The sequence below is a fragment of the Acidimicrobiales bacterium genome (assembly GCA_016716005.1).
In the GTDB taxonomy this organism is placed as follows: Bacteria; Actinomycetota; Acidimicrobiia; order Acidimicrobiales; family JADJXE01; genus JADJXE01.
In genome coordinates this window covers 2,177,335-2,198,623 of record JADJXE010000001.1, presented here as the reverse complement: position 1 = coordinate 2,198,623, position 21,289 = coordinate 2,177,335, and the positions used below count along the sequence as shown (strand labels likewise).

General features: G+C 71.5%; 20 protein-coding genes and 3 tRNA genes. 10 read left to right on the top strand and 13 right to left on the bottom strand.

The features are described from left to right. The first annotated feature begins 51 nt into the window (after positions 1 to 51). Positions 52 to 1,182 carry a betaine/proline/choline family ABC transporter ATP-binding protein gene (locus IPM45_10810; GenBank protein MBK9180035.1) on the top strand — a complete coding sequence of 377 codons (1,131 nt, stop codon included), beginning with the start codon at positions 52 to 54 and terminating at the stop codon, positions 1,180 to 1,182. Here IPM45_10810 and IPM45_10805 read toward each other — a convergent pair. Continuing rightward, entirely contained in the window at positions 1,166 to 3,658 is a 2,493-nt protein-coding gene (locus tag IPM45_10805) for an RND family transporter (protein ID MBK9180034.1), read from the bottom strand. The two genes, IPM45_10810 and IPM45_10805, sit on opposite strands and share 17 nt — an antisense overlap. Positions 3,659 to 3,839: 181 nt before the next feature. On the opposite strand from IPM45_10805, the gene IPM45_10800 reads away from it, so the two are divergent. Together IPM45_10800 and IPM45_10795 are read left to right on the top strand one after the other, a co-directional pair. Next, positions 3,840 to 4,550, top strand: coding sequence for an SDR family NAD(P)-dependent oxidoreductase (locus tag IPM45_10800; protein MBK9180033.1), 711 nt, complete (start codon positions 3,840 to 3,842; stop codon positions 4,548 to 4,550). Continuing rightward, positions 4,547 to 5,782, top strand: coding sequence for a cytochrome P450 (locus tag IPM45_10795; GenBank protein MBK9180032.1), 1,236 nt, complete (start codon positions 4,547 to 4,549; stop codon positions 5,780 to 5,782). The genes IPM45_10800 and IPM45_10795 overlap by 4 nt, the downstream gene beginning before the upstream one ends. A gap of 25 nt (positions 5,783 to 5,807) precedes the next feature. On the opposite strand, the gene IPM45_10790 is transcribed toward IPM45_10795, so the two are convergent. The 3 genes from IPM45_10790 to serS form a co-directional block, all read right to left on the bottom strand. Next, positions 5,808 to 6,212, bottom strand: coding sequence for a succinate dehydrogenase hydrophobic membrane anchor subunit (locus IPM45_10790; protein ID MBK9180031.1), 405 nt, complete (start codon positions 6,210 to 6,212; stop codon positions 5,808 to 5,810). Then, on the bottom strand, positions 6,212 to 6,601 hold the full coding sequence (gene sdhC / locus IPM45_10785) for a succinate dehydrogenase, cytochrome b556 subunit (GenBank protein MBK9180030.1): 390 nt from the start codon (positions 6,599 to 6,601) through the stop codon (positions 6,212 to 6,214). Before sdhC ends, IPM45_10790 begins: the two co-directional genes overlap by 1 nt. Positions 6,602 to 6,780: 179 nt before the next feature. Beyond that, positions 6,781 to 8,070, bottom strand: coding sequence for a serine--tRNA ligase (gene serS, locus IPM45_10780; GenBank protein ID MBK9180029.1), 1,290 nt, complete (start codon positions 8,068 to 8,070; stop codon positions 6,781 to 6,783). A gap of 60 nt (positions 8,071 to 8,130) precedes the next feature. Here serS and IPM45_10775 point away from each other — a divergent pair, with 60 nt between their 5' ends. Together IPM45_10775 and IPM45_10770 are read left to right on the top strand one after the other, a co-directional pair. Beyond that, positions 8,131 to 9,129, top strand: coding sequence for an ABC transporter ATP-binding protein (locus IPM45_10775; GenBank protein MBK9180028.1), 999 nt, complete (start codon positions 8,131 to 8,133; stop codon positions 9,127 to 9,129). Further along, the gene (locus IPM45_10770; protein MBK9180027.1) at positions 9,126 to 9,854 is read left to right on the top strand and encodes an ABC transporter permease; all 729 of its coding nucleotides are present in this window, start codon (positions 9,126 to 9,128) and stop codon (positions 9,852 to 9,854) included. The genes IPM45_10775 and IPM45_10770 overlap by 4 nt, the downstream gene beginning before the upstream one ends. 89 nt (positions 9,855 to 9,943) lie before the next feature. Here the strand turns inward: IPM45_10770 and IPM45_10765 are convergent, their stop codons facing one another. The 8 genes from IPM45_10765 to IPM45_10730 all read right to left on the bottom strand — a co-directional run bounded on the left by IPM45_10765 (position 9,944) and on the right by IPM45_10730 (position 18,583). Then, entirely contained in the window at positions 9,944 to 10,330 is a 387-nt protein-coding gene (locus IPM45_10765) for a cytochrome C oxidase subunit IV family protein (GenBank protein ID MBK9180026.1), read from the bottom strand. A 7-nt stretch (positions 10,331 to 10,337) separates the two neighbouring features. Beyond that, positions 10,338 to 10,955, bottom strand: coding sequence for a cytochrome c oxidase subunit 3 (locus IPM45_10760; protein MBK9180025.1), 618 nt, complete (start codon positions 10,953 to 10,955; stop codon positions 10,338 to 10,340). A 7-nt stretch (positions 10,956 to 10,962) separates the two neighbouring features. After that, a complete protein-coding gene (gene ctaD, locus IPM45_10755) occupies positions 10,963 to 12,951 on the bottom strand; it encodes a cytochrome c oxidase subunit I (protein ID MBK9180024.1) in 1,989 nt (662 codons plus the stop codon). 18 nt (positions 12,952 to 12,969) lie between these two features. Beyond that, a complete protein-coding gene (gene coxB, locus IPM45_10750; protein MBK9180023.1) occupies positions 12,970 to 14,049 on the bottom strand; it encodes a cytochrome c oxidase subunit II in 1,080 nt (359 codons plus the stop codon). Positions 14,050 to 14,155: 106 nt separating this feature from the next. Next, complete coding sequence (locus IPM45_10745) at positions 14,156 to 15,223, bottom strand: cupredoxin domain-containing protein (GenBank protein ID MBK9180022.1); 1,068 nt, start codon at positions 15,221 to 15,223, stop codon at positions 14,156 to 14,158. Positions 15,224 to 15,232: 9 nt separating this feature from the next. Continuing rightward, on the bottom strand, positions 15,233 to 15,838 hold the full coding sequence (locus IPM45_10740; GenBank protein ID MBK9180021.1) for a cytochrome c oxidase subunit 3: 606 nt from the start codon (positions 15,836 to 15,838) through the stop codon (positions 15,233 to 15,235). Further along, positions 15,835 to 17,445 carry a cbb3-type cytochrome c oxidase subunit I gene (locus tag IPM45_10735; protein MBK9180020.1) on the bottom strand — a complete coding sequence of 537 codons (1,611 nt, stop codon included), beginning with the start codon at positions 17,443 to 17,445 and terminating at the stop codon, positions 15,835 to 15,837. The genes IPM45_10740 and IPM45_10735 overlap by 4 nt, the downstream gene beginning before the upstream one ends. A gap of 169 nt (positions 17,446 to 17,614) precedes the next feature. After that, on the bottom strand, positions 17,615 to 18,583 hold the full coding sequence (locus IPM45_10730) for a protoheme IX farnesyltransferase (GenBank protein MBK9180019.1): 969 nt from the start codon (positions 18,581 to 18,583) through the stop codon (positions 17,615 to 17,617). Positions 18,584 to 18,592: 9 nt separating this feature from the next. Between IPM45_10730 and clpS the strand changes: the two genes are divergently transcribed. From clpS to IPM45_10705, 5 genes are all read left to right on the top strand, one after another. Then, a complete protein-coding gene (gene clpS / locus IPM45_10725; GenBank protein MBK9180018.1) occupies positions 18,593 to 18,982 on the top strand; it encodes an ATP-dependent Clp protease adapter ClpS in 390 nt (129 codons plus the stop codon). Continuing rightward, positions 18,979 to 19,452 carry a DUF2017 family protein gene (locus IPM45_10720; GenBank protein MBK9180017.1) on the top strand — a complete coding sequence of 158 codons (474 nt, stop codon included), beginning with the start codon at positions 18,979 to 18,981 and terminating at the stop codon, positions 19,450 to 19,452. Before clpS ends, IPM45_10720 begins: the two co-directional genes overlap by 4 nt. 62 nt (positions 19,453 to 19,514) lie before the next feature. Continuing rightward, positions 19,515 to 19,587 (top strand) — tRNA-Glu (locus tag IPM45_10715). A gap of 36 nt (positions 19,588 to 19,623) precedes the next feature. Then, positions 19,624 to 19,701, top strand: a tRNA-Asp gene (locus IPM45_10710). Between the two features lie 40 nt (positions 19,702 to 19,741). Continuing rightward, positions 19,742 to 19,814 (top strand) — tRNA-Phe (locus tag IPM45_10705). On the opposite strand, the gene IPM45_10700 is transcribed toward IPM45_10705, so the two are convergent. Continuing rightward, positions 19,788 to 21,221: an NAD-dependent malic enzyme gene (locus tag IPM45_10700; protein MBK9180016.1), complete on the bottom strand. Its 1,434-nt coding sequence runs from the start codon at positions 21,219 to 21,221 to the stop codon at positions 19,788 to 19,790. The two genes, IPM45_10705 and IPM45_10700, sit on opposite strands and share 27 nt — an antisense overlap. Positions 21,222 to 21,289: the final 68 nt, after the last annotated feature.

Sequence of the window (21,289 nt, the reverse complement as noted above, 5' to 3'; positions counted from 1 at the left end):
GATGGGTTCGCATGGGGACGCCGCCGGCGAGCGGCAGGGGCGCCGCCCGGCGTGATCACGCTGGACGGCGTCTCCAAGCGCTACCCGAACGGGCACGTCGCCGTGCGGGACCTCTCCCTGGAGGTGCCCGAAGGTGAGATCTGCGTGCTCGTCGGGCCGTCGGGCTGCGGCAAGACGACGACCATGCGGATGGTCAACCGCCTGATCGAGCCGACGTCGGGTCGGATCCTGCTCGGCGGGGACGACGTCACCCACGTCGATCCGGTGCAGCTCCGCCGCCGCATCGGGTACGTGATCCAGCACGTCGGCCTGTTCCCGCACCAGACGATCGGCGCCAACGTGGCCACGGTGCCCCGGCTCCTCCGCTGGGACCGGGCCCGGATCCGCGACCGCGTCGACGAGCTGCTCCAGCTCGTGGGCCTCGACCCACCCACCTATCGCGACCGCTACCCCCACCAGCTTTCCGGTGGGCAGCAGCAGCGCGTCGGCGTCGCCCGGGCGCTCGGCGCCGACCCGCCGGTGCTCCTGATGGACGAGCCCTTCGGCGCCATCGACCCCATCACCAGGGACCGGCTGCAGAACGAGTTCCTGCGGCTGCAGGCCGAGCTGGGCAAGACCGTGCTCTTCGTCACCCACGACGTCGAGGAGGCGGTGAAGCTGGGCGACCGCATCGCCATCCTCGCCGAGGGTGGCGTGCTGGCCCAGACGGGGACGCCGTCGGAGATCCTCGCCGGCCCGGCCTCCGACTTCGTCGCGGACTTCGTGGGCGCCGACCGCGGCCTCAAGCGGCTGAAGGTCACCCCGATCGACCCCCTCGACCTGGAGCAGCCCCTCGAGGTGACGGTGGGCACCCCGCTCGACGAGGCCCGCCGGCGGCTCGCCGAGCACCACCTCGAGGTCGCCGTGGTGCTCGACGAAGAACGCCGGCTCCGTGGGTACCTCAGCGAGTCCCGTGCCGAGGGCGGGGGCGTGGTGGGCGACCGCCTGCGACGCCTCGAGGCGTTCGTCTACGTCGACGCCAGCCTCAAGGACGCCTTCTCCGAGATGCTGCTGTACGACGCCGGCTGGGTGGCCGTGCTCGACCGCGACGACACCTACCTCGGGGTGCTGACCCCCGAGCGGCTGGTGCTCGCCGCCCGGAGGGCCGTCCCCTCGTCGGCGTCGGTCAGCCCGACGAGGTGACGACGGCCTGCTCGGCCTCGGGCACCCGGTCCGGGTGGTTGCCCCGCTGGGGGTGGAAGCGGGTCCAGCTCTGGTGCTTGTCGGCGTAGACGAGCAGCGGCGGCAGCACCACCAGGGCCGACAGCAGGGCGGCCAGCACCTTCACGGCCACGACGATGCCGAAGTCGCGCAGCAGCGGCAGGCTGGAGAAGGCGAGCACGCCGAACCCGCCGAGCAGGGTGAGGCCGGAGGCCACGAAGGCCCGCCCGATGCGGAGGCTGGCGATGCGCACGGCCTCCTCGGGATGCCTCCCCTCCTGGCGTTCCTCCACGTACCGGGTCTGGATCAGCACCGTGAACTCGGTGCACACCGCGATCACCAGCGGGCCGGTGACCGTGGTGAGCGGGCTGAGCTCGAGGCCCATCAGGAAGATCGCGATCGACGACAGGCCCACGGCGATCATCACCGGGATGAGCGGCAGCACCATCATGGCGATGCTGCGATAGAAGACCAGGAGCCACAGGGCCACCAGGCCGAGGGCGAGCCAGGTCATGGTGGTGCGGTTGGCCTCGAGGCTCTCCACCAGCTGCACGCCGGTGACGCCGAGCCCCGACGGGGTGGCCGTCACCCCCTCCGGGGGGGCCAGATCACCGTTCAGGTCGGCCTCGAACTCCTCGAGCATCACCCCCCGCTCGTCGAGCGACACCGGCCCGATCGGGAACACCAGGTTCGCCTTGGTCAGGTCGTCGCTCAGGAGCGAGATGCGGACCTGCTCCGGCGTGACCGGCAGGAGCGCGTTGAGCGACTCCTCGGTCGGAGGGACGTTGGTGGCTGCCTGCACGATGGCGGGGAGGCTCGTGTACCGCAGCAGCACCGCAGGGTGCTGGCCCACCTGGGCCGCGGCGAACTCGTTCATCCACTGCTGCACCTCGGTGGCGGTGACGTCGGGTGCCTCGATGAGCACGCCCAGCTCCGACGAGAAGCCGGTGCCCTCGCGCAGCTCCTTCAGCTCCTCGATGGTGTCGCTCTGCTGGTTCACCCACTTCTCGGCATCGGTCTGGATCGTGAACTGGCCGTCGGTGAGCACCCAGCCGACGATGATGGCCACCCCGACGAGCATGATCGGGCCCAGGGCCTTGGGCTTCATCGACGTGAGGGCGCCCACGACCCGCTCGAGCCACTTGCTCCGCACGGCACCGCGGTGCGGCACGGTGGGCTTGGCGTGCTCCCGCCAGGTGAGGAACGACGTGGGCAGGAAGATCGCGGCCGTCACCAGGGCGATGACGCCGATGATCAGCATCCACCCGAAGGTGCGGATCATCGGCACCTGCGACAGCTGGAGGGCGAGGAACCCGATGGCGGCGGCGAGCATGGCCACCAGCAGCGGCGGGCCCATGTGCATCATGGTCATGCGCCGCGACCGGTTCGCGTCGCCGTCGGAGGTGACCTCCTCCTCGAAGCGGCTGTGCATCTGGATGGAGAAGTCGACGCCCAGGCCGATCAGGATGGGGAACCCCGAGATGGTCACCATCGACAGGGGGATGTCGACGAAGCCCATGATCCCGAAGGCCCAGATCGACCCCACCGTGACGATGGCGAGCGACAGCAGCCGCCAGCGCACCCGGAACACCAGCGCCAGCACGACCACCATCACCAGCACCGCGATGCCGCCCAGCGTGGCCATGCCCCCCTGGAGGTAGTCGTTGATGTCCTTGAGGTAGCGGGGAGGTCCCGACACCACGGAGTCGAAGCCGCTCAGCGCGTTCTGGTCGACCAGCTCCCTCACCAGGTCGGAGTCGGGGCCGAGGGTCTTCAGCTCGGCGTTCCCCGGGAGCCGGACGATCATCAGCGCGTGGTTGGGGTCGGGGAAGTTGTCCCGCAGGATCGGCCGGATGTCGCCGTCGCCCTCGTAGAGCAGGAACTCCACGAACTCGGGGTTGGCGAAGGTGCGGGACTCCGGCGTGGGCGCGGCCTCGTTGAGCCGCGCCGCCTCGGCCAGCAGCTCGTCGGTGCGGACCGCCGACGCCTCGGCCGCGGCCGCGTCGGCCTCCGCCTCGGTCGCTCCACCGGCGAGGGCCTCCTGGCGGGCCTCCTCGGCCACCGTCTCGATCGTGGCCGGCAGCAGGTCGGCCTCGAGGATCGGTAGCTGGTCGGCCGCGTACTGCAGCGACTGGTAGGGCCCGAGCACGGCCGCGTAGCGGCCGTCGTCGATGAGCGCCTGCTCGACGGCCTGGATCCTGGGGAGGTTCTCCTCGCTGAAGACCTCCTCGATGGGCCCCGTCCACAGGGCGAGCATCGGCTCGCCTCCGAACTGCCCCTGGTAGACGAGGTTGTCCTTGTAGACCTGCGAGCCCGCCGGGATGATCGAGTCCTGTCCCGTCGCGAACTCCAGGCGGGGGAGCCCGAACGCCGTCACGGCGGCCAGCAGCACCGCCACCAGGATCACGACCTTGTAGCGCCGACCGATGATCTCGGCGCTGGCTCGCCAGAACTTCATGGGTCACCCCCACCCAGGGCAGAGCACGGCCGAACGGCCGGTCCGTCTGCGACCGTAGGTCGGGTGGCGGGGGTCACCCCAGGGGCAAAAGTCCCGTCAGGTCCGGGACAGTCGCACGGGATCCCGGCACCGCCGCTCCTCACGACAGCCACGGCGAGCCGGGTCGGCAAGACTGCGGGTGATGCACCTCGACGGGGTCGACGCGCTGGTGACCGGCGGCTCGTCCGGCCTCGGCGCGGCGACGGCCCAGCGGCTGGCCTCGGCCGGCTCCCGGGTGACCACGATCGACCTGCGTGGCGAGCCGCCGGTCGACGTGTGCGACCCCGACGCCGTCGCCGCCGTCGTCGATCGGCTCGGCGAGCTCCGGGTGCTGGTGTGCTGCGCCGGCGTACCCGCCGCCGGCCACCGGACGGTGCGCCGGCAGGGCCCTCACGATCTCGACGTGTTCGAGCGGATCGTGCGGGTCAACCTGATCGGCACGTTCAACTGCGTGCGCCTGGCCGCGTGGGCGATGAGCCGGCTCGAGCCGGTCGACGACGCCGGCGAGCGAGGCGTGATCGTCACCACCTCGTCGATCGCCGCCTTCGACGGCGTCACCGGCGGGGCCGCCTACTCGGCCGCCAAGGCCGGCGTGGCCGGCATGACCCTGCCCGTCGCCCGCGACCTGGCGCCCCTCGGGATCCGGGTCGTGTCGATCGCTCCCGGCTCGTTCGCCACCCCGATGGTGGCGTCGATGCCCCCCGCCTACGCCGACCAGCTGGCCGCGGAGACGCCGTTCCCCCACCGGTTCGGCCAGCCCGGCGAGTTCGCCGCCCTCGCCCAGCACGTCGTCGAGAACACGATGCTCAACGGCACCGTCATCCGCCTCGACGGCGCCCTCAGGATGCGATGAGCCGCCGGACGGAGACCACGGGCGTGCCCGACATCGACTTCCTCGATCCCGAGGCGATCGAACGACCGCACGGGTACTTCGCACGGGTGCGCGACGAGCTGGGCCCGGTGGCCTGGAGCGAGCGGCACCACGCCTGGGTCGTCACCGGCCATCCGGAGCTGGATGCTGCGTTCCGGGCACCCGAGCTCTCGACCGATCGGATCGGTGCGTTCTCGGCCCGCCTCAGCGGGTCGCGGGCCGACGCGCTGGCCAGGGCGATCGAGCTGCTGAACGGGTGGATGCTCTTCCACGACCCGCCCGAGCACACCCGCCTGCGCGCACCGTTCCAGCGGCGGTTCACGCCCAGGGCCGTGTCGTCGCTGCGCGCCGACGTGGAGACGATCTGCGACGACCTGCTCGACCGGATGGCCGCTCGCCGTGGCAGCGACACCGTGGATCTGGTCGAGGCCTTCTCGCACCCGCTCCCCGCGGCCGTGATCGCCGAGCTGTTCGGGGTGCCCGCCGACCTTCGTCCGTGGCTCACCGACTGGTCGGCCCGGTTCGGCGTGGTCGTGTTCGGCGCCACCCGCCGCCCCGACTACGAGGAGGTCGCCCGCTCGGCCGGCGAGGAGTTCCACCACCACCTGGGCGAGCTGCTGGCACAGCGCCGAGCCGATCCGCGAGACGACCTGGTGAGTGCCCTGGCCCGCTCCGGCGAGCTCGACGACCTCGAGGTGCTCGGCGCCTGCTCGCTGCTCCTGTTCGCCGGGCACGACACCACGGCGTCGCTCCTCTCGTCGGCCACGCTCGCCCTCTGCGACCACCCCGACCAGCGGGCACGCTTCGCGGCAGGCGCGGTCGACCTCGACCGCGCCATCGAGGAGCTGCTGCGCTTCGAGGGCTCGGCCAAGGCGATGATGCGCCAGGTCGCCGAACCGCTCGCGCTCGGCGGGCGGCACCTCGAACCCGGCGAGGCGGTGTTCCTCACGATCCTCGCCGCCAATCGCGACCCCCGCGTGTTCGACGCCCCCGACGAGCTCCGGCTCGACCGCTCCCCCAACCCCCACCTCGCGTTCGGGCACGGCGTCCACTTCTGCCTCGGCGCATCCCTCGCCCGCCTGGAGCTCCGGGTCGCGCTGCCGCGGCTCTTCGCCGCGTTCCCCGACCTGCAGCCCGCGGGGCCACCCACCTGGAAGCCGAACATCTCGGACCGCTCCCCGTCGACGGTCCCCCTCCGGCTGTCGGTGGCGTGACCGCGGTCGTTGCGGCGGCGCCGGGTCAGCCGAAGGTGACGATCGTCAGCGTGCCGTAGGCGAACAGACCGAAGCTCACGGCGTAGAGCAGCGCCTTGGTGGCCGCCCGCTTGCCGGGGCTGGCGATGTAGTCGTCCATGATCACGCGCAGGCCGTTGAGGCCGTGGAACAGGGCCAGGGCCAGCAGGGACCAGTCGTAGATCCGCCAGACCGGGTTGTCCCAGCGGTTGGCGACGAAGGCCGAGTCGGTGTCGGCCACGTCGTTGATGACGTGGGTGATCGTGAAGTGGCCGAGGGCGAGGAACACGAGCACCAGGCCCGACACCCGCATGAAGAACCACTGCCAGGTCTCGAAGCTCTGGCGCGGACGACGCCCCGGCTGGGCGCTGGGCGCGATCGGTGACCCGGGGCGCTCCACGGTCGAGGCCATCAGAACCGCCCCTCGAGCCACGGCCACATGATCACCCAGGCCACCGGGAGCCCGGCGGCGAGGGTGAGGAACACCACCCAGCCGGTGAGCACCCGCTCGTTCCTCACGGCCCTGGGGAAGAAGTCGACGGCGATGATCCGCAGGCCGTTCAGGGCGTGGAACAACAGGGCGAACAGGAGGCCCAGCGTGAACAGCCGGAGGAACACGTTGCCGTACAGCTCGTGCACCTCGTCGTAGAGCTCGGGGTCCACGTTCACCAGCGACACGTCGATGATGTGCAGCAGCAGGAAGAAGAAGACGAGGAAGCCGGTGGTGCGGTGGGCCACGAAGGTCCACTGCCCCGAGCGGCCCTTGTAGATCGTGCTGTTGGCGACCCTGGCTCGGCTCATCCACGCCTCCGGTACCAGCGATCACCCCAGAACGTGGTGCGGGCCACGAACACCGTGAAAGCCACGATGATCAGCGACACCACGACGAGGGCGAAGGAGAAGATCCACTGTGCCCTGGTCACGGGCTCGTACCGTAGCCGCGCCCCCCGGGCACCACGAAACCGTGGGTGGCGGCCGGCCTAACGGGCGGGGATGCGCTCGGCGCCACCCAGATGGGGCCGCAGGACGCCGGGCAGCAGGATCGAGCCGTCCGGCTGCCGGTGGGTCTCGACCAGGGCCGCCCACACGCGCGGAACGGCCAGCCCCGAGCCGTTGAGGGTGTGCAGCACCGCCGTGCCCCGCCCCTCGCCCGTCGGCCGGTAGCGGAGGTTCGCCCGGCGGGCCTGGTAGTCGCGGAACCACGACACCGACGACACCTCCAGCCACTGGTGGACGCCGGGCGCGTACACCTCGATGTCGAACGTGCGCGCCGACGACGCCGACAGGTCGCCGGTGCACAGGTCGACGACCCGGTGGGCGAGGCCGAGGTCGGCGATGATCCGCTCGGCCCGGTCGAGGATGTCGGCGTGCACGCCGGCGGCCTGCTCGGGGGTGCAGAGGGCCAGCAGCTCGACCTTGTCGAACTCGTGCACCCGCAGCAGGCCGCGGGTGTCGCGCCCGGCGGCACCGGCCTCGCGTCGGAAGCACGACGTGTACGCCATCATCCGCTTGGGGAGCTCGTCCTCGGTCAGGATCTCGTCCCGGTACATCGAGGTGAGCGGCACCTCGGCCGTGGGGACGGCCCAGAGACCGTCACGCTCCACCGCGTACAGCTCGTCGGAGAACTTCGGCAGGTGCCCGGTGGCCGTGGCCGTCTCGGTGCGGACGAGCGTGGGCGGGCGGATCTCCTCGTAGGCATCGCCGTTGCGGTCGAGCGCCAGCTGCACGAGCGCCCGCTCCAGCCGCGCGCCCCACCCCCGATAGGCGACGAACATCGACCCCGAGAGCTTGGCGCCCCGCTCGAGGTCGAGGATGCCCAGCTCGGCGCCGATGTCCCAGTGCGCGACCCGCTGGTGCGGCGCGTAGGCGGCGGGGTCGTACCCCTGGGTGCGCAGCACCGGGTTGTCGGCGGCGTCGGCGCCGTCGGGGCACTCGGGAGCCGGGAGGTTGGGGAGCCCGAGCAGCAGGGTGCGGAGCTCGGCGGCGAGCACGTCGACGCGCCCTGCGAGCGACCGCTCCTCGTCGCCCAGCGCCTTGCTCTCGTCCTGGAGGGCGGCCGCCTCGTCGGCCCGGCCCGCACCACGGAGCCGGCCGACCTCCTTCGACAGCCCCTTCACCCGGGCGCGGAGCTCGTCGCGGCGGGTGGCCAGCTCGCGCTGCTCGACGTCGAGAGCCGCGGCTCGATCGACGTCGGAGACGTCGATCCGGCGACGGGCCAGGGCGGCCTTCACCCCCTCGGGATCGGTCCGGAGCAGGTGGACGTCGATCATGGGCCAGCACGGTACTCGCCGCCCCGCCGGGCTCCCGGCGCACCGCCACCGAGCCGGTTCGTGGCCGGCGAGGGGCCACGGGTAGCGTCGCCCCCGGTGTCCGGTGCTGCCGCGATCGAGGCGCTCGACCTGGTCGTCCGCTACGGCGACCTGACCGCCGTCGACCGCCTGTCGCTCTCCGTCGAGCCGGGCGAGGTGCTGGCGCTCCTCGGGCCGAACGGGGCGGGGAAGACCTCGACCGTCGAGACCCTCGAGGGGTACCGGCGTCCCGACGGGGGAGCGGTGCGGGTGCTGGGGCTCGACCCGGTGAGCGACCACGCCGCGGTGGTGCGCCGCATCGGCGTCATGCCCCAGTCGGGCGGGCTCATGCCCGGGATCCGCTGCCGGGAGTCCCTGCACCTGTTCGCGGCCTACTACGACGACCCCACCGACCCCGACGAGCTGCTCGCCCGCGTCGGCCTCGCCGGTCGCGCCGGCGCCACGTGGCGCCACCTGTCCGGCGGCGAGCAGCAGCGGCTGTCCCTGGCGCTGGCGCTCGTGGGCCGCCCCGCGGTGGCGTTCCTCGACGAGCCGACCGCGGGGGTCGACGTGGCCGGCCGCCAGGTGGTCCGCCGCGTGATCACCGACCTGCGCGACGCCGGCGTGTGCGTGCTCCTCACCACCCACGAGCTCGACGAGGCCGAGCGGGTGGCCGACCGGGTGGCGATCGTCGACCGGGGCCGCCTCCTCGCCCTGGGCACCCCTGCGCAGCTGGCTGCCGCGTCCGAGGCCTCCGAGCTCCGGTTCGCGGCCACCGGCGACCTCGACGCGGTCGCCCTGGGCGCCGCGCTCGGCGCCGCGGTCACCGCCGAGGGCTCCGGCCGCTACCGCGTCGCCACCGCAGGCACGCCGTCGGTCGTGGCAGCGCTCACCGCCTGGCTCGCCCAGCACGACCTCCCGCTCACCGATCTGCGGACCGGGGGCAGGCTGGAGGACGTCTTCCTCCGCCTCACCTCCTCCTCGGACGACGAGCCGCCGGCGTCTCCGCCGCCGGGCCGCCCCCGGCGACGGCGCCGGTGAGACCCGTCCTGGCGCAGGCGCGCATCGAGCTGGTGCTCACCCTCCGCCGAGGCGAGTCGCTGCTGCTCACGCTGGGCATCCCGGTGCTGCTGCTCGCCTTCTTCTCGCTGGTCGACGTCCTGCCCACGGAGGGGGCCGCGCCGGACCCGGTCGACTTCCTGGCCCCAGGCGTGCTGGGCCTGGCCGTGATGTCGACCGCCATGGTCGGCCTGGGCATCGCCACGGGGTTCGAGCGCCAGTACGGCGTCCTGAAGCGCCTGGGGGCGACCCCCTTGGGACGGCCGGCACTGCTGGCGGCCAAGACGGGCTCGGTCGTGGCCCTCGAGGGGGTCCAGGTCGTGGTGCTGGTGCCCATCTCCCTGGCCCTCGGATGGAGCCCCGGCAGCCGCACCGTCCTGGCCGTGGCCGGCATCGTGCTGGGCACCATCGCCTTCGCCGGCATCGGCCTGGCCCTCGCCGGGTCGCTGCGGGGCGAGGTGAACCTGGCTGCGCTCAACGGGCTGTACCTCGTGCTGCTGCTCCTCGGGGGCATGGTGATCCCCCTGGACGAGCTGCCCGCCGGGCTCGCGGCGCTGGCCAGGCTGCTGCCCGCGGCCGCGCTCTCCGAGGTGCTGCACGGCACGATCGGGTCCGCCGACGGTGTGCCCGCCACCGCCTGGCTGGTGCTGGCCGGCTGGGCCGTCCTGGCCCCCGCGGTGGCCGCGATCACGTTCCGCTGGGACTGACCGCCCCGTCTCGCGACCGGGCCGCCCCGGAGGGCGGCCCTGGACGCGTGTGCCGGGTGCCGTGTTCGAGCAGGGAGGGGCGGAGCGGCTCAGCCCCAGAAGCGGAACGTGGTGAGCATCACGATGTACACCGCGACGGCGCAGCCGACGCCGGCCCAGAACAGCCGGCCGAAGATCTTGGCGTCGTAGCGCAGGTGCATGAAGAACAGCACCACCAGGGCGAACTTGATCACCATCAGCACCATCAGCGCCGGGATGAAGACCGGGCCGATGTCGACGTAGGAGATCGCGATCTCGATCGCGGTCAGCACCGCCAGGACGGCGGCGATCTTGACGTACTCGCCGTGGGGCGGGTGGGCGTGCTCGCCCGGCGCCCGTTCGATCTCCCACCCGTGGGTCTCCGCCTCGGGCGGCGGCTCGTGGTGGCCCTGCTGCTCGGTCTCGGTGGGCTGCTCGGTCTCGGTGGCGGTGCTCATGGCGCTCCTAGGCGGGGATCAGGTAGACGACCGTGAAGATCACGATCCACACGATGTCGACGAAGTGCCAGTAGAGGCCGACGATCTCGACCGTCTCGGCCTGCCCGACGCCCAGCCGGCCCCGGAGGGACAGCCCGAACAGCGCCAGCAGCATCATGATGCCGAAGGTGACGTGCACACCGTGGAACCCGGTGAGCACGTAGAAGGACGAGCTGAACAGGCTGGTGGTGAAGCCCAGGCCCTCCCGGTAGAAGACCGTGAACTCGTAGGCCTGCCCGGACACGAAGACGGCCCCGAGGAAGGCGGTGGTCAGCACCCACGTGCGGAAGCGCTTGAGGTCTCCCTGGGCGATCGACACAACGGCGAGCACCATCGTGAGCGAGCTCATGAGGAGCACGAACGAGCTGATCGACGTGAACGGGATGTCGAACACGTCCTCGGGCCCGGGCCCGGCGGCCACACGGCCCCGGTAGAGCATGTACGTGGAGATGAGCCCACCGAACAGCAGGCACTCCGAACCGAGGAACGCCCACATGCCCAGCTTGGTGTTGGACAGGCCCGTGGTGGTGTGGTGCCCCTCGCCGAAGTCGTCGGGGGCCACCTCGTACGCGGCCGGCATCTGCATCGCTGTGTCAGCCAACGGAGACCGCCTCCTCCTCGCTCGCCGGGGCGGGTCCGTGGGAGTCCTCGGGGGCCACGGACGGCTCGAGCACCCAGCCGAACAGGGCGACCAGCGAGACCAGGCCGCCGAGCACGGCCAGCCCAAGGTTGAAGATCATGCCCAGCCCGACGAGCGGGAGTCCGGCCGAGAACACGATCGGCCAGTACGACACCGACGGCATGTGCATGTGCTCGGCCGCGTGGTCCTGCTCGGCCTGCGCCAGCTCCTTGCGGTACACCTCGTCGCCGGTGGCGATCTGGACGAGCTGGCCGTCGTCGTCCTCCGCGTACTTGCGGTACCAGAACTCGTCGAGGTGGTGCACCACCGGGATCTCGTCGAAGTTGTGGGCCGGCGGCGGCGACGACGTCATCCACTCGATCGATCGAGCGTCCCACGGGTCGACCTCGTGGGTCTTGTGCTTTCGGCTCACGAAGATGTTGACGAAGAAGACGATGAAGCTGGTCGCCAGGATGAACGCGCCGGCCGTGCTGACCATGTTCCACAGGTTCCAGCCCATGCCGTCGGCGTAGGTGTAGATGCGTCGGGGCATGCCCTGCAGGCCGAGGATGTGCATGAACCCGAAGGTCAGGTTGAAGCCGATCACCATCCACCAGAAGTGCACGAGACCCAGGGTGCGGTTGAGCTTGTAGCCGAACACCTTCGGCCACCAGAAGTACCAACCGGCCACGAACCCGAACAGGGCGCCGCCGAACAGCACGTAGTGGAAGTGGGCGACGATGTAGTAGGTGTCGGTCTGCTGGGTGTCGGCCGGGGCGATGGCGTGGGTGACGCCCGAGAGCCCGCCGAGGGTGAACTGCAGCACGAGGGCGATGGCGAAGAGCATCGCCGGGTCGAACTTCAGCCGGCCGCCCCACATGGTGGCCACCCAGTTGATGATCTTCACGCCGGTGGGCACGGCGATGAACATGGTGGCCAGGGCGAACGCGGCCACCGACACGGGACCGAGGCCGGAGGCGAACATGTGGTGGGCCCACACCCCGAAGCCCATGAAGGCGATGGCGACGCCCGAGAACACCACGAACGGGTAGCCGAACAGCGGCTTGCGGGCGAAGACCGGCAGGACCTCGGACACGATCCCGAACGCCGGGAGGATCATCAGGTACACCTCGGGGTGCCCGAAGATCCAGAACAGGTGCTGCCACAGCAGCGGGTCGGCGCCCTGGGACACGTCGAAGAAGTTGGCCCCGAAGCGGCGGTCGAAGAAGAGCAGGAAGGCCGCCACGGTCAGCACGGGGATGGCGAACAGCAGCAGGAACTGCGTGACCAGCGCCATCCACGTGAAGATCGGCATCCGCATCAGCGACATGCCCGGCGCCCGCATGTTGAGCATCGTCACGATCAGGTTGACGGCGCCGACCGACGAGGCGATGCCGGTGATGATGATGGTGAGCGCCCAGAAGTCCATGCCGTGCGTGGGCGAGAAGACCACCCCGGTGTTGGGCGCGTACGAGAACCACCCGCCGTCGGGCGCGCCGCCCAGGATCCAGCTGAGGTTCAGGAACAGCCCCCCGAACAGGAACGTCCAGAAGCTGAGGGCGTTCAGCCGGGGGAAGGCCACGTCGCGGGCGCCGATCTGCAGCGGCACCAGGTAGTTGATGAAGCAGGCACCGATGGGCATGACGACCAGGAAGATCATCACCGTGCCGTGCATCGTCATCACCTGGTTGTACTGGTCGGCGGTGAGCACGGTGCCGTTCGGTCCGGCCAGCTGGGCCCGGATCAGCAGGGCGGGGACGCCGCCCAGGATCAGGAAGAACAGCGCAGCGGCGCCGTACATGATCCCGATGCGCTTGTGGTCGACGGTGAACAGCCAGCTGCGCCAGCCGCGCGCGTGGACAGGCCGCGAGAACACGCCCAGCGGCTCGCGCTCGCGGTGCTCCCCGTCACCCGCTGGGAGGGCGAGGGGGCCGGCGGGGCGGTCCTGCTCGACGATGGCCATGCGACAAAGCTCCCTGGTCTACTTCAGCGTGGACAGGTAGGCGACGAGGTCGTCGATCTGCTGCTCGGTGAGGCCCTGGGCGGGCATGCCCCGCCCCCCCTGCGGATACATGGGCTTCATGGCCGGCGAGTTGCGCAGCCAGGCCTCGAGCAGCGGACGGTTGAGCGTGCCGTCGGGGTTCTTCAGCGGGAACATGGCCCCGGCGAACACGTCGCGGCTCATGAGGTGCGTGAGGTTCGGCGCGACACCCGACACCAGCGGCACCACCTGCGGCTGCTGGGTGACGCCCGCACCGTCGATCATGTGGCAGGCGCCGCAGCCGCGGCCGTTGAAGACCTCGAGGCCGGCCCGGGCGTCGGCGCCGGTGGGCGCGGCCGCCGCCGTCTCCTGGTTCGCGAGCCACTCGTCGAAGTCGTCGGGCGTGAGGGCCACGGCCACGATGCGCATGTTGGCGTGCGAGAGGCCGCAGTACTCGGTGCACGCGCCCATGTAGCGGCCGGGCTCGTCGGCCTGGATCGTGATGCTGGAGGTGCGTCCCGGTACGGCGTCCTTCTTGCCGTTGAGGCCGGGGACCCAGAACGAGTGGATGACGTCGCGCGACGTGATGTTCACCACGACCGGCTCACCCGCAGGGATCACGATCTCGTTGGCGGTGACGACGTTGGTGCCCGGGTAGTCGAACTCCCACCACCACTGCTGGCCCACGACGTTGATCTCCATGGCATCCGTGGGCTTCGACGCCAGGTCGAAGATCACGCTCACGGTCGGCACGGCGATGGCCGCCATGATGATCGCCGGGAGGATGGTCCAGCCGATCTCGAGCTTCGGGTTGCCGTGCACCTGCTCGGGGACGTCGGTGGCGTGGAACTTGCCGGCGCGGTACTTCACCATCACGAACGCGACGGCGGCGAAGACGAGGAGGCCGACGACGCCGGCAACCACGAAGATCGGCACGATCAGGTTGTGGATCGTCTGCGCCTCGGGGCCCTTGGGCTGGAGGGTGTCCTGGGGAGCGTCCTCGGCACAGGCCGTGAGCACGAGCACCAGCCCGACGCCGACGGCCAGCAGCCACCGGCGGGCGTCACGACGACGCGACATCTGATCTCCCGTCCTTCGCTGTGTCCGGGGCGCACCGGCCGGGGGCCGGCTCGCCGTGATCCAACGAGCATCGCTCATGGTTCGGGGGCGCACCAAGTCCAGCCCCTCAGTTCGACGACGCCGCGGTCGTGGTCGTCGTGACGCTCGGTGGGGTGCCGATGACGACGATGGTGCCGCGGTCGTTCTCGGGGTCGGCGTCGTTCACGAACTCGTACTCGCCGGGGATGTCGATGCGGAAGGTCAGCGACTGCGCCACCGGGCCCGTGCGCAGCGGCGTGGCCGGGTCGCCGTCGACGAGCAGGTGGAGGTTGGCCTCGGCCTCGTCCTCGTTCTGGAAGATGAAGGTGACCGTGGTCGCCCTGGGGATCTCGATCCGCGTGAGGTCGAACTCGCCGTCCTTCAGCACGATCACGGCATCGGCGGCGGCCATGTCGGCGACGGTGGCCGTGCGCTCCCACTCCTCGGGGTGGGCGGAGATCTCCCGCTCGCCCACCGCGGCGCCGGTGACGCCGGCCGCGAGGATCCCGATGCCGCCCACCACGAGCAGGACGCTCACCACGTTGGCGCTGATGCGCGGGCGCAGCGAGACCATGATCCCGATGAAGAACACGATGGCGCCCAGGATCCCGAACACCGTGGTGGAACCGGTCTTGGGCATGGCCAGCAGCAGCCGGGAGAAGCCGATGATCACCACCGCGGCGACCAGCACCGCCGCGACCGGGACCTCGATCGGGTACATCACCCGGTTCCGCACCGAGCGGTTGTACGCGGGGTCCGAAGACAGGTCGTCGGCCCAGGCGGCCACCATCCACTCGAGCACCGAGATGCCGAGCAGCACGAGGCCCCCGATCAGCACCAGCGGCTCGGTGACCAGGCCGAGCACCGCCACGGCCACGGCGAACGCAGCGACCAGGGGCCAGGGGATGGGTGAGGCGGCCGGGCCGCCCGACGCCGCCGTGACCGGCGCGCCGGCGACGGCGGTGGCACCGGCGTCGCGGAAGGCGATGATGGTCCCGCCGAGGAAGCCGGACGCCGCGGCCAGTCCGATGAAGGCCACGTTGCCGAGCGGATCCCAGTCGGCGCCGACGCCCCAGACCACGAGGCCGGCGAGAGCCGCGGCGGCGATGCCGAAGAAGAGCTTCGATCCCGTCGTGAAGATCCCGGTGCTGGTCATCTGCGGCGCCTACTTGAGAGCGAACACCAACGCCCAGATCACGGCGAAGGCGACGACGGTGAAGTGCCAGAACAGGGCGGCGGCGGCCAGGCCCTCGGGCTGCCGGGACGAGTACTCGCCACCGAGCGCCCGGAAGGCGGCGACCCCCGCGTAGACCATGGCCGCCACGAACAGCGCCAGCTGCGTGCCGGTGATGGCGTACACGAGCACCGCGTAGGCCGAGTCGGCGATGGGCAGCTCGAGCCGCTGGTAGACGAAGGCCATGTTGTTGATGAAGGCCACGCCGAGCAGCAGGGTGAGGCCGAGGGCCACGTAGGTGTTGCGCCGGTCGTTGCGCGCGATGGCGTAGACCGCCCACTGCATCGTGATCACCGTCATCACGATGGTGACGAGCGCCATGTTCGCGGGCACGCCGGGGATCGAGACGCCGGCGGGGAGCCACGAGGCCGTGGTGCCACCGGCGGCGCTGCGCAGGTGCAGGTAGATGGCGAGCAGCCCGCCGATCAGCATGGCGCCGCCGGCCACGGCCAGCGCCGTGGCCACCAGCTGGGTGCGGGGCCGCGCCGGCCGAGCGGCCGGGGGCAGGGCCAGCAGGACGTCGCTCGTGTCGGTCATCGCGCGGCCTCCGCCTCACGGGCGTCGAGCACGGGTCGGTCGGACGTGACGGCCGGAAGCGGGGCGTCGAAGTCGGCCAAGGGGGGCGGCGACGACGTGGCCCACTCGAGGGTGTGGCCGCGCCAGGGGTCGGCCCCTGCGCGCGGGCTGGCCGGGTCGGCCACGGTCCGGAACAGGTCGATCAGCAGCACCGCCAGGGCGAGCAGCAGCAGCACCACCCCGACGACGGTGAGCGAGTTGAGGAACGTCGAAGCAGTCTCGCGCGGGTAGTCGACGGCACCCGCCGGCTGTCCGAGCCCGCCGGTGATCAGCGACGGGACCACGAGCAGCAGGCCGCCCAGCAGCACGGCGAACCACTGCGCGGCGGCCGCGCCCACGCTCAGCTTCCTGCCGGACATCTTGGGCACCCAGAAGTGCAGGGCCGTGAAGGCGCCGGTGACCCCCACCCCCACGACGAAGGCGTACAGCACCGCCGTGTCCCAGGTGGTGCCCCGAAGGTCGAACGGGTCGATCACGGTGACGGCGCCGCACGCCACCGCCACCAGGAGGAACGCGGCGGTGGTGAGGGCGAAGAGCAGTGCGGGCGTGAGGCGCGCCGCAGCTGCGCCGGCGGCCAGCGTGCGCCCCCACAGCCCGAGGAGCACCAGCACCGGCACGACCGCGGCCACCGTCATGCCGATGGCGAGCGGCTGCGTCCGCACGTCGGGGATCAGGCCGGTCTGGAGGAACGCCCCGAAGCCCAGCACGCCGAGCGCGCCGATCGCCACCAGGATCACCCCGGGGCTCTTCTGGCGCTGGCCCGCGAACACGGGCACCACGTCGGCGACCACCCCGACGGCGGGCAGGGCGAACAGCAGCACCTGCGGCTGCAGGAACAGCCACCCGAGGTAGCCGAGGACGCCGTCGGCACCCCCGAGGAAGACCTGCCCGTAGTGGTGGTCGAGGTAGAGCAGGACCAGCTCCGCGACGAGCACGGGCAGGGTCACCATGAGCATCACCGCGCCCACCAGCGCCGACCAGGTCTGGAACGGCACCTGGCGCAGGTCCATCCCGGCGACCCGCATGGTGAGGGCCGTGGTCGCGATGCAGATCGAGCCGAGCAGCAGCGACACGGCCAGGAGGCCGAGGGCGAGCAGGAACAGCTCGACGCCGTCCGGGTCACCTCCTCCCGGGCCGCCGTTCATCGCGTAGCTGGCGAGGAGCAGCGAGGCCGACAGGAGGTAGCCCCAGTAGCCGGCGGCCGCGGCCCGCGGGTAGGCGATGCCGTGGGCCCCGACCTGGAGCGGCACCAGGTAGGTGGCCAGGCCCAGCCAGATCGGCACCACGGCGGTGAGCACGAGGCCGATGGCGGCGAGAGAGGCGACCTGGCCGACGGCGCCGACGGGCGCGACCAGCGTGCCCGTGGCCGGGTCGGCCTGCTCGACGCCGACGATGCCGGTGAGCACGAGCATCCCCAGCAGGAACAGCAGACCGGTGACCACATACAGCAGGCCGATCCGCTTGTGGTCGGTGGTGGTGAGCCAGCCCGCCAGACCGGCCGGCTGGGCCAGCACCTCCGGTTCAGGGGGTGGCGCGGCCACAGGGGCCGCCACCTCCTCGGGTCTCATCTCGGTCATCGTCATGGGCAGGTGGACCTCAGCGGGCCGATGGCCGCCCCGGGTGCCCCTGGGGAGAGGGCCGGACCGGCGAGTTCGAGCTGACGGACGGTTCGGCGGCGACTCTAGTCAGCCGCCGCGACCCCCTTCGAACCGGGTTCGTGGTGAGCCGATCGGCTGGTCACCAGCCGTGGCGGACGAGCACGTCGACCGCCATGGCCAGGAACAGCACGGTGACGTAGGAGATGGAGAAGGTGAACAGTCGCATGGCTCGGCCGGCCGTGGGCTCGCGGCGCAGATCGACGGCGAGCGCGGTGAACAACAGCCCGACGGCGAGGGCGGTGCCGAGGTAGATCCAGCCCAGGTCCGCGACCGGCGCGAACACCAGCGACAGGGCGAACACGACCACCGTGTAGGCCAGGATCTGGCTTGCGGTGTGTCGGAGGCTGGCGACCACGGGGAGCATCGGCACGTCGGCCGCCCGGTAATCGTCGGTGTAGCGGATGGCGAGCGCCCAGAAGTGGGGTGGCGTCCAGAAGAACATCAGGGCGAACAGCACCCAGGGGGCCCAGCCCAGGCCATCGGTGACGGCCGACCATCCGATGAGGACCGGGACGGCACCGGCGGCACCGCCGATGACGATGTTCTGCCGCGACGTCCGCTTCAGCCACAGCGAGTAGACGAAGACGTAGAAGAGCATGGCGCCCAGGGCCAGCGCGGCGCTGAGCAGGTTCACGAACCCGTACAGCACGGCGAAGGCGACGACCTCGAGCGCCAGGGCGAAGAGGAGGGCGCGGCGAGGCTCCAGCTCGCCGGTCGCCAGCGGACGGCCCTTGGTGCGGTGCATGACCCGGTCGATGTCGCGGTCGATGTACATGTTCACCGCGTTGGCGCCCCCGGCGGCGAGGGTGCCGCCGACCAGCGTGGCCAGCACCAGGCCGAGCGAGGGGAGGCCCTGCTGGGCCACCACCATCGTCGGCACCGTCGTGATGAGCAGGAGCTCGATGATGCGGGGCTTGGTGAGGGCGACGTAGGCCGCCACCCGGCCCCGCGGGCGGCGGGCGGCCGGTGCCCGCGCCCCTGTCGACCGGGACGACCCGCCGCCGTGTGCCAGGCGAGAGGGCACGAGGGGGCGACCGGGCCGGGCCATACGGAGTGGATGGTACGGGGCCACGCGGTCGCTGCTCAACGTGTGCAGGTCGGAGCACTGGTCGGGCCCGGGGACGCGCGGGACACTGGTGCCGTGCCCACCCCCGGCCCGTCCACCGCTCCCGCGGAGATCGAGGCGCCGGTCGGCGACACCACCGCCGACCCCGACCTCCCCTGGATCGTGCTGGTCTGGAACGACCCCATCAACCTCATGTCCTACGTCGTCTACGTGTTCCAGAAGCTGTTCGGCTACGACAAGCCCACCGCGACCCGGCTGATGCTCGACGTCCACGAGAAGGGTCGGGCGGTGGTGTCGAGCGGCTCCCGCGAGAAGGCCGAGCTCGACGTCTTCCGGCTCCACGAGCACGGCCTCTGGGCCACCATGCAGCACGACACATGACCCCGTTCCCGCGGCGGAGGATCCGCCGGACCCGCCAGGGCGAGTTCGAGATCCGCCTCCCCGAGTCGGAGCGCCGGGTGCTGGCCTCGCTGGTGCCACAGCTGCGCGAGCTGCTCGTGATGGGCGGCGACCCGTCGCTGCGCCGCCTCTACCCCACCGCCTACCCCGACGACGCCGAGCGCGACGCCGAGTACCAGCGGCTGATGGGCGACGAGCTCCTCCGGCGGCGCCTCGACGCGCTCGACGTGCTGGAGGAGACCCTGGGCGCCGACCGGCTCGACGAGCAGCAGCTGGTCGTGTGCATGGGTGCCATCAACGACCTCCGGCTCGTCCTCGGCACCCGGCTCGACGTCTCGGAGGGGACCGAGCTCGCGCTCGACCCCGACGACCCCGACGGCCCGCTGCTCGCCGTGTACGTCTACCTGGGCTGGTTGCTCGAGCAGGTCGTGGCCGCGCTCGATCCGGGCTGAGGCACGGGTTTGGGCGGCTCCGCCGCCCCTGCTACTGTCCTCGCGCTTCCCAGGGGAGTCGAGCCCCCATCGTCTAGTGGCCGAGGACACCGCCCTTTCAAGGCGGCGGCACGGGTTCGAATCCCGTTGGGGGCGCCCAACCTCAACCGCTCGGCAACGTCACCCACACCTGGTCCCGTGGTGCAGTTTGGAGTGCACGCCGGCCTGTCAAGCCGGAGGCCGCGGGTTCAAATCCCGTCGGGACCGCCAACAACAACCGCCACGGTCGGGCCCCGGCCCGCCGTGACACGGTCGGGTAGCTCAGTTGGCAGAGCGCGCGCCTGAAAAGCGCGAGGTCACCGGATCGACGCCGGTCCCGACCACTCCTGCAGGGCGCGCACCACGCCGTCCCGCACCGCGGCATCGGCCACGGCTGCCGCCACCCTCACCGCGACGCGCTTGTCGAAGACGCTGGGCACCACGTGGTCGGGAGCCAGCTCGTCGCTGCCCACGGACCCGGCGATGGCGTCGGCCGCCGCCAGCTTCATCCGCTCGGTGACCGTGGTGGCGCCGGCGTCCAGCGCCCCCCGGAAGATCCCCGGGAAGGCGAGCACGTTGTTGATCTGGTTCGGGTAGTCGCTGCGACCGGTGGCGATGACGGCCGCCACGCCCTCGGCCTGCTCCGGCGGGATCTCCGGCTCCGGGTTGGCCAGCGCGAACACGATCGGGCGCTCGGCCATGGCGCGCAGGTCGTCGGCCACGAGCAGCCCGGGGCCGCTCACGCCGATGAACACGTCGGCGCCGGCCAGCACCTCGGGCAGGGTGCCGGTCCGGTGCTCCGGGTTGGTGTGCTCCGCGAACCACCGCTTGGCCGGGTTGAGGTCGGCCCGACCCTCGTAGACCGCTCCCTTGCGGTCGACGCCGACCACGTCGGGGACGCCGGCCTGCAGCAGGATCTTGCTGATGGCCACCCCGGCCGCACCCACGCCGGCGACCACCACCCTGAGGTCGGTCACCTGCTTGCCGACGACCTTCAGCGCGTTGCCGAGCGCGGCCAGGGCCACGACCGCGGTGCCGTGCTGGTCGTCGTGGAACACCGGGATGTCGAGCACCGCCTTGAGCCGCTCTTCGACCTCGAAGCACCGGGGGGCGGCGATGTCCTCCAGGTTGATGCCCCCGAACACCGGGGCGATGCGTCGCACCGTCTCCACGATCTCGTCGGCGGAGTCGACGTCGAGGCAGATGGGGAAGGCGTCGACCCCGGCGAACTCCTTGAAGAGCAGCGCCTTGCCCTCCATCACGGGCAGCGCCGCCTCGGGCCCGATGTCGCCGAGGCCGAGCACCGCGGTGCCGTCGGTCACGATGGCCACCGTGTTCTTCTTGATCGTGTAGCGGTGCACCTCGGCCTGGTCGTCGGCGATCGCTCGGCAGACCCGCGCGACACCGGGCGTGTACGCCATCGAGAGGTCGTCGTTGTCGCCGACCGGCATCCGGGCGAGCACCTCGATCTTGCCGCCCTCGTGCAGCTGGAACACCCGATCCTGGATCGACGTGACCTCGACCCCCTCGAGGCCGGCGACGGCGGCCGTCACCCGATCCATGTGCTCCTCGTCGGCGCAGTTGACCACCACGTCCTCGTCGAGCACCGCGCCCTTCACCTCGAAGCCGCCGAGCGCCGAGATGTTGCCGCCGGCGTCGCCGATGGCCGCGGCCAGCCGGCCGAGGGAGCCGGGTACGTTCAGCAGGCGGACGCGGAGGCGCAGCGAGTAGGCCGCCGTCGGGGTTCGCATGACCCCGGGGACGCTAGTGCGGGCCACGTGCGGGGGTCGAGCCGCAGCCGGGCGCCCCGGCAGCCCGA